The organism is Thomasclavelia cocleata (assembly GCF_900102365.1).
GTDB lineage: Bacteria > Bacillota_I > Bacilli_A > Erysipelotrichales > Coprobacillaceae > Thomasclavelia > Thomasclavelia cocleata.
In genome coordinates this window covers 21691-28425 of the sequence record NZ_FOIN01000034.1, presented here as the reverse complement: position 1 = coordinate 28425, position 6735 = coordinate 21691, and the positions used below count along the sequence as shown (strand labels likewise).

Annotated in this window: 6 protein-coding genes; 4 read left to right on the top strand and 2 right to left on the bottom strand. The window is 27.7% G+C overall.

From position 1 onward, the window contains the following. Positions 1–324: 324 nt before the first annotated feature. Positions 325–1173 (bottom strand): YitT family protein, encoded by an 849-nt coding sequence (locus BMW96_RS10835; RefSeq protein WP_092355681.1) that lies wholly within the window; start codon positions 1171–1173, stop codon positions 325–327. A gap of 301 nt (positions 1174–1474) precedes the next feature. Here BMW96_RS10835 and BMW96_RS10830 point away from each other — a divergent pair, with 301 nt between their 5' ends. The 4 genes from BMW96_RS10830 to rfbB all read left to right on the top strand — a co-directional run bounded on the left by BMW96_RS10830 (position 1475) and on the right by rfbB (position 5460). After that, on the top strand, positions 1475–2353 hold the full coding sequence (locus BMW96_RS10830; RefSeq protein WP_092355678.1) for a PD-(D/E)XK nuclease family transposase: 879 nt from the start codon (positions 1475–1477) through the stop codon (positions 2351–2353). A 612-nt stretch (positions 2354–2965) separates the two neighbouring features. After that, a complete protein-coding gene (rfbA, locus tag BMW96_RS10825; RefSeq protein ID WP_092355675.1) occupies positions 2966–3847 on the top strand; it encodes a glucose-1-phosphate thymidylyltransferase RfbA in 882 nt (293 codons plus the stop codon). A gap of 11 nt (positions 3848–3858) precedes the next feature. Then, positions 3859–4434 carry a dTDP-4-dehydrorhamnose 3,5-epimerase gene (gene rfbC / locus BMW96_RS10820; protein ID WP_092355672.1) on the top strand — a complete coding sequence of 192 codons (576 nt, stop codon included), beginning with the start codon at positions 3859–3861 and terminating at the stop codon, positions 4432–4434. Continuing rightward, complete coding sequence (gene rfbB / locus BMW96_RS10815; RefSeq protein WP_092355669.1) at positions 4435–5460, top strand: dTDP-glucose 4,6-dehydratase; 1026 nt, start codon at positions 4435–4437, stop codon at positions 5458–5460. A gap of 21 nt (positions 5461–5481) precedes the next feature. Here the strand turns inward: rfbB and BMW96_RS10810 are convergent, their stop codons facing one another. Next, positions 5482–6645 carry a MerR family transcriptional regulator gene (locus BMW96_RS10810; protein WP_092355667.1) on the bottom strand — a complete coding sequence of 388 codons (1164 nt, stop codon included), beginning with the start codon at positions 6643–6645 and terminating at the stop codon, positions 5482–5484. Positions 6646–6735 lie beyond the last annotated feature (90 nt).

Genomic DNA, 6735 nt, shown 5'->3' with positions numbered 1-6735 from the left:
TATAACAGATTACGCCGAAGAGGAGAATCCGGTGTGAAACTGGAAATATATATGATAGCAACAGGACAAAATATCAGGAAATATCACCGCAGGAAAATAGAAAACAGGAAAAAGGCAGAAAAGTTATTGTCAGTATTAAATTAAAGAGCCAATTTTTTTGAAAAAGAGCAGGTTCTTTTTAAGTGCGTCAAAAATCCATAAAAGTTATTCACAATGAAACAACACTTATGGATTTTTTTATATGAAAGGGATTAACAAAAGAAAAAGAGCTGAACGCTCTAAATAATTAATAAAAATTACTTAGTCGTTACAGCCCCTTTTATTTTACTCATATTTTTTAGCAGATGAAAATCCTTTTCCTCTGACTTCATTAACTTTATTAATAATCATGAAAGCATCAGGATCTATATGATATACATAATTATTTAAATGTGTTAATTCACGGTTATTTACTACAGTTAATACAACAGGATACTTATTATGTTTATAACCAGTTTCACCATGAATTAAAGTTGTTCCACGATCTAATTTATTAATAATCATCTCATTAATTTCGTTGTAATTTTTACTTATAATTTTAATCTGTATTTGTGATTTACCAATAACTAATACTTTATCTAGTACAATGGTATATATAAGAACTAATAATATTCCATAAAAAATCATTTCACGTTCTCGAATGAGCATTTGTCCAAGTAATATTAAAAAATCAAATCCATACATACTAACAGAAATAGGAAATCCTAATTTTTTATTTAAAATTAATGGGGGAATATCCATACCACCAGTACTTGCACCACAACGAATAACTAAGCCAATTGCTACTCCAATCATTAACCCAGCAAGGATAACACATAATAAAGTATCAGAACTCATTATTTCATTTTCAAAAATTTTCTCAAATACGCCTAATATTAATGGATAATAAAATGAGCTTATTAATGTAGTTAATGCAAATTTCTTACCTAAAACTTTCAAACCAAGTAGAAACATGGTAATGTTAAAAATAGATACAAAAACAGTGATTGGTATGTTAATAGTAGTTTCTAATAATAATGCCATTCCTGTTGTACCACCAGTAATTAAATTATTTGGAATAATAAACATTGCCACAGCTAAAGCATATATAGTATTACCTAATAATATGCCAATAATATTTTGAATATTTTTCATAAACACTCTCTTTTCTTAGAAATATGATTTAGAATATTTTAGCTCATTATTGTTTTCTATTCAACACAATAAAGTATATATTTGGGGCATTTATATAAAAATAGTTAAAATTATAATGAAAAAAAGAATTTTATTATGTTTCTAATAATTTAACTAAAGTGCTAAAAAGTACTATTGTTTTTATTGATATAAGTGAATATTATTAAATGATAGAAGTAAGATATCATTTCTTGCTTCTTTTTTGTTTTATATAAAGTAAAACAAATAATTCTTTTGTATATATTATTAGGAGGTATTTTCTATGTCAAAACAATTTTGTAATGATTTTAAAAATGATGTTCTATTCAAGTATTTATTATGTGATGACTTAGATCCTGACTGTATCTTTATGTTAAAACTCTTTATTGAAAATATCCTTAATATTAAATGTCATCAGATCACTGTCCTTAATCCTGATCTTAACCCTAAAGATAAAGATATGGTTCTTGATATTAAGGTAAAGACTACTAATGGTGATATCATTGATATTGAAATGCAGAACTCCACCTTTTCCAAAAGTCATTACTGCCGTTTCCAGCAGTATGGCGCTACTTTACTTGCATCACAAAAAGAAAAGGGAAAGGATTATATAGAAACAGCACATCCGGTATATCAGATCATCTTTATTGATAAGGATAATCTAAGACTAATTGATACATACAGAAGTACTAATGAAGAGGGGTTGGTAGAAAAGTATAATTTTATTACCAGAAGCTATGTCCAGCTGCCGTATATAAATATTATCAGGAAACAGAAAGGATTAAAAAGGATGACAGGGATAGAACTGGCACTGTACATATTTAAAAATGGAATAGATAATGATATAATTGGTTTAACAGACCAGGGAGTGATCAATATCATGAAAAAGAAGTTGGAAAAGTTTAATGAAGAAGCCAAGTTAAGAGACATGTATTATAAGAGAGATTTAAACAGGGCAGCAAACGAATCAGAAAAGCAGGAAATATATGAAAAAGGAAAAATCGAAGGAAAGGTTGATCTAATTGAAGCAAGATATGGGATAAGAGAAGAGGAATGGGTATTATCGCTAAATGAAAAACAGTTAAAAGCAATTGACAGGATAATCTTTGAAGAGATTGTATATAAAAAGTTTAAACAGCGAATAGATGAAATAAATGAATAATAAATAAACAAATCATTGGTAAGTAAATGAAACAAATAGTGAAGTGAAGGAGTATAGATGAAGTGTGTAAGTAGATAACTACTACACACTTTTTTAAATAATAAGACAATAATAAATGGATATACTTATTATGTTAAAATAAAAAGATATATTAAAGCAGTTGTATTAATATAGGAAATATTGAAAAATCATGAGCCTGAATCTGTAGAAGATGTGAATAAAGCATAAAAAGAAATATTTGCTTTATTGTTTAAAAGTCACTTCATGGTGAATTAAGAAATCATTTAGAGTAGAAACCTAATTTTAAAGAAATTTAGTGTACAAATAATTGTAGAAGTGGTTATGACGATAGATGTTTAAAAACTACTAGCGTGATTGATGTCTTTGTGAGACATATCAAATACAATTGATGATATTTTCATATTTGTAGATGGCATATTTGATATTATGAATTTCATTTTACCAGAGCTTGAAATCTACTTGTATTATTTGGAAAGTGGCAAGATATCTAGATTTTGCTTATTTAATTATTTTTATATAGTTAAAATTAACACTTGACCATTACGTTACGTTAGGGTTTAATATAAATATGTAAATAAGGAGGCTTTTAAGATGAAAGGCATTGTATTAGCAGGAGGATCAGGAACAAGATTATATCCTTTAACTCAAGTAACAAGTAAACAATTATTACCAATCTATGATAAACCAATGATATATTATCCATTGAGTATATTGATGGAGGCAGGAATTAAAGATATATTAATTATCTCTACTCCTGATGACACACCAAGATTTGAAGAATTATTAGGTGATGGTAGTCAATTTGGGATTACCCTTCAGTATAAGGTACAGCCTTCTCCAGATGGCTTAGCTCAAGCATTTATTTTAGGTGAAAAATTTATAGATGGTGAAGCTTGTGCAATGGTTTTAGGAGATAATATTTTTCATGGACATGGTTTAGGTAAACGTTTAAGAGCTGCTGCAAATAAATTTAGTGGAGCAACTGTATTTGGTTATTATGTGGATGATCCTGAAAGATTTGGAGTAGTTGAATTTGATGAAAACGGGAAGGCTGTTTCTTTAGAGGAAAAGCCAGCAAATCCTAAATCTAATTATGCTGTAACAGGATTATATTTCTATGATAAAAATGTTGTAGAGTTTGCTAAAAGCATTAAGCCAAGTGCTCGTGGTGAATTAGAAATAACTGATTTAAATAAGATTTATTTAGATAAGGGAACATTAGATGTTACTCTATTGGGCCAAGGATTTACTTGGTTAGATACAGGTACACATGAAAGTTTAGTGGATGCAACTAATTTTGTTAAAACAGTAGAAACACATCAAAATCGTAAGATTGCATGTCTTGAAGAAATAGCATATAATAACGGTTGGATTTCTAAAGAACAGCTAAAAACTTCATATGAGTTGTATAAAAAGAATCAATATGGTAAATATTTAAAAGATGTATTAGATGGTAAATTTATAGATCAATAAGAGGTAAAAATATGAAAAAAATTGAAACAAAACTTCCTGGTGTTGTTATTATTGAGCCAGATGTTCATGGTGATCATCGTGGTTATTTTATGGAAACATATTCAACTAGTAATTTTCATCAATTAGGAATTGATAATGTTTTTGTTCAGGATAATATGTCATTTACAGCAAAAAAAGGAACTTTAAGAGGTTTACACTTTCAAAATGATCCAATGGCTCAAGCTAAATTAGTTAGCTGTACTAAAGGGACAGTAATTGATGTTGCTGTAGATATTCGCAAAGGTTCACCAACTTATAAACAGTGGGTGGCAGTGGAATTAAGTGAAGAGAATAAAAAAATGTTCTTTATTCCTCGTGGATTTGCTCATGGTTTTTTAACCTTAACTGATAATGTTGAGTTTAGATATAAAGTTGATAATTTATATTCAAAAGAACATGATCGTGGGATTCGTTATGATGATCCTTCAGTAAATGTTGATTGGGGTGGATTATTGAATGGTATTGAACCAATCTTATCTGACAAGGATAAAAATGGACCAACATTAGATGAAAGTGATTGTAATTTTAAATACGAAGGAGATAAATAAATGAAAATTTTAGTAACAGGTGGAGCTGGTTTTATTGGTGGAAATTTTGTTCACTATATGGTAGAGACATATCCAGAAGATATGATTGTAAACTTAGATTTATTAACTTATGCTGGTAATTTAGAAACTTGTAAACCAGTTGAAGGGAAACCTAATTATAAGTTTGTTAAAGGTGATATCGCTGATCGTGAGTTTATCTTTAAGTTATTTGAAGAAGAAAAATTTGATGTTGTTGTTAACTTTGCAGCTGAATCACATGTAGATAGAAGTATCACAGATCCAGAAATATTTGTTAAGACAAATGTAATGGGAACTACTACTTTATTAGATGCAGCAAAAGAATTTGGGGTAAAGAGATATCATCAGGTATCTACTGATGAAGTATATGGAGACTTACCATTAGATCGTCCAGATTTATTCTTTACAGAAACAACACCATTACACACATCTAGTCCCTATAGTTCTTCAAAAGCTTCTGCGGATTTGTTTGTTTTAGCTTATCATAGAACTTTTGGATTACCAGTAACAATATCTAGATGTTCTAATAATTATGGTCCATATCATTTTCCAGAAAAATTAATTCCATTAATGATTTCAAGAGCATTAGCTGATGAAGATTTACCAGTTTACGGTAAAGGTGACAATGTTCGTGACTGGTTACATGTATATGATCACTGTGTTGCAATTGATTTAATTATTAGAAATGGTCGTGTTGGAGAGGTTTATAATGTTGGTGGTCATAATGAAAGAACTAACTTAGAAGTAGTTCAAACAATCTTAAAAGCATTAGATAAACCAGAAACATTAATTAAATTTGTTGAGGATCGAAAAGGTCATGATCGTAGATATGCTATTGATCCAACTAAATTAGAAACAGAACTTGGATGGAAACCTAAATATAACTTTGATACTGGAATTCAACAGACTATACAATGGTATTTAGATAACAAAGAATGGTGGCAAAATATTCTTTCTGGTGAATATCAAAATTATTTTGAAAAAATGTATGCTGGAAAAATAAAATAAATTATTTTAAAAGACGCAAGTTTATTTGATACAAATAAATAAACCAGCGTCTTTTGTTATTTTTATGCCATTAGATTGTTTAATTAAATTATCTATATAAAATTTAAAATCTTTTAAACAATTTAATAGATATTCATTTTGATTACCATGACAACTTAAAATATAATCAATTAGTGGCTGCGATTCATTAATTATTAATTCATCCTCATATTTTTTTATATCAACAAAACTAAAGTAGTTAGATAAAATTTCTTTACCATTTTCTAAACCAAAATGTTCAGCTAAAGAGATAGAAGATAGATCGATACGTTCATCAAAGTTTTTAACAATGTCACTAATTTCTTTCATATGATTTTTGCTGTAAGTACTACAATAAAAGGTACCAGATTTTTTTAATACTCTTGTTATTTCTGATAAACCAAGATGTGGATTTTTTAAATAAAAAATAACATGATTGGCAATTATAGTATCAAAATAATTATTTTTAAACGGAATATTTTGACAATCAATATTTAAATAGTTATAATCATTACCTAAATTTTGTTTTACTTTCTCAAGCATTCCGTTAGAAATATCAGATAAAAATATTTCTCGATTACGTAAATTGTAAGAATTATATTGCCATAATTTACCATTACCACATCCAAGTTCAAGTAAACGATAAACAGTAGAAAAATCAATCTGTTCAAATAACCAAGGAAACCATCCTTGTTTATTTATAGAAAAAGTATCATGGAGAGTAATACGAGTTTCAAGATTTTTAGCATTTATATAGTGATTAATTATTTCTTCTTTGATTGATGAGAGTTTAATAAGTTCAATAATTTTATCCCATGCTATTTCATTTTTTGTTAATATTTTTTCTGTTGCTTTTAATGATTCTTTTAAGGCAGTTAGTTTTTGAATCTTTTGATTAATTAAATTAGTTTGCAGTACAATTGATTTTTTAAAACTGTCTTTATCATTGTCTTGAATTAATGGATATATTTCTTCTAGAGAAAAACCTAATTCTTTTAAAGAAAGTATTTTTTGAAGAGTAATAAGATCATTATTACAGTATTTACGATATCCATTATCAAGAATTTTTGTTGGTTTTAAAAGACCAATTTTATCATAATATCTAATTGTTCTTAGTGTGACACCTGCTATTTTAGCAAATTCACCAGTTGAGTATAATTTTTCCATGTATATATTATAAAATAATTAATTTAGAAAAAAAAGATATTACCTGGGAAATTATAATTTTAATAAAGGATACATGGTTAATATAAAAGA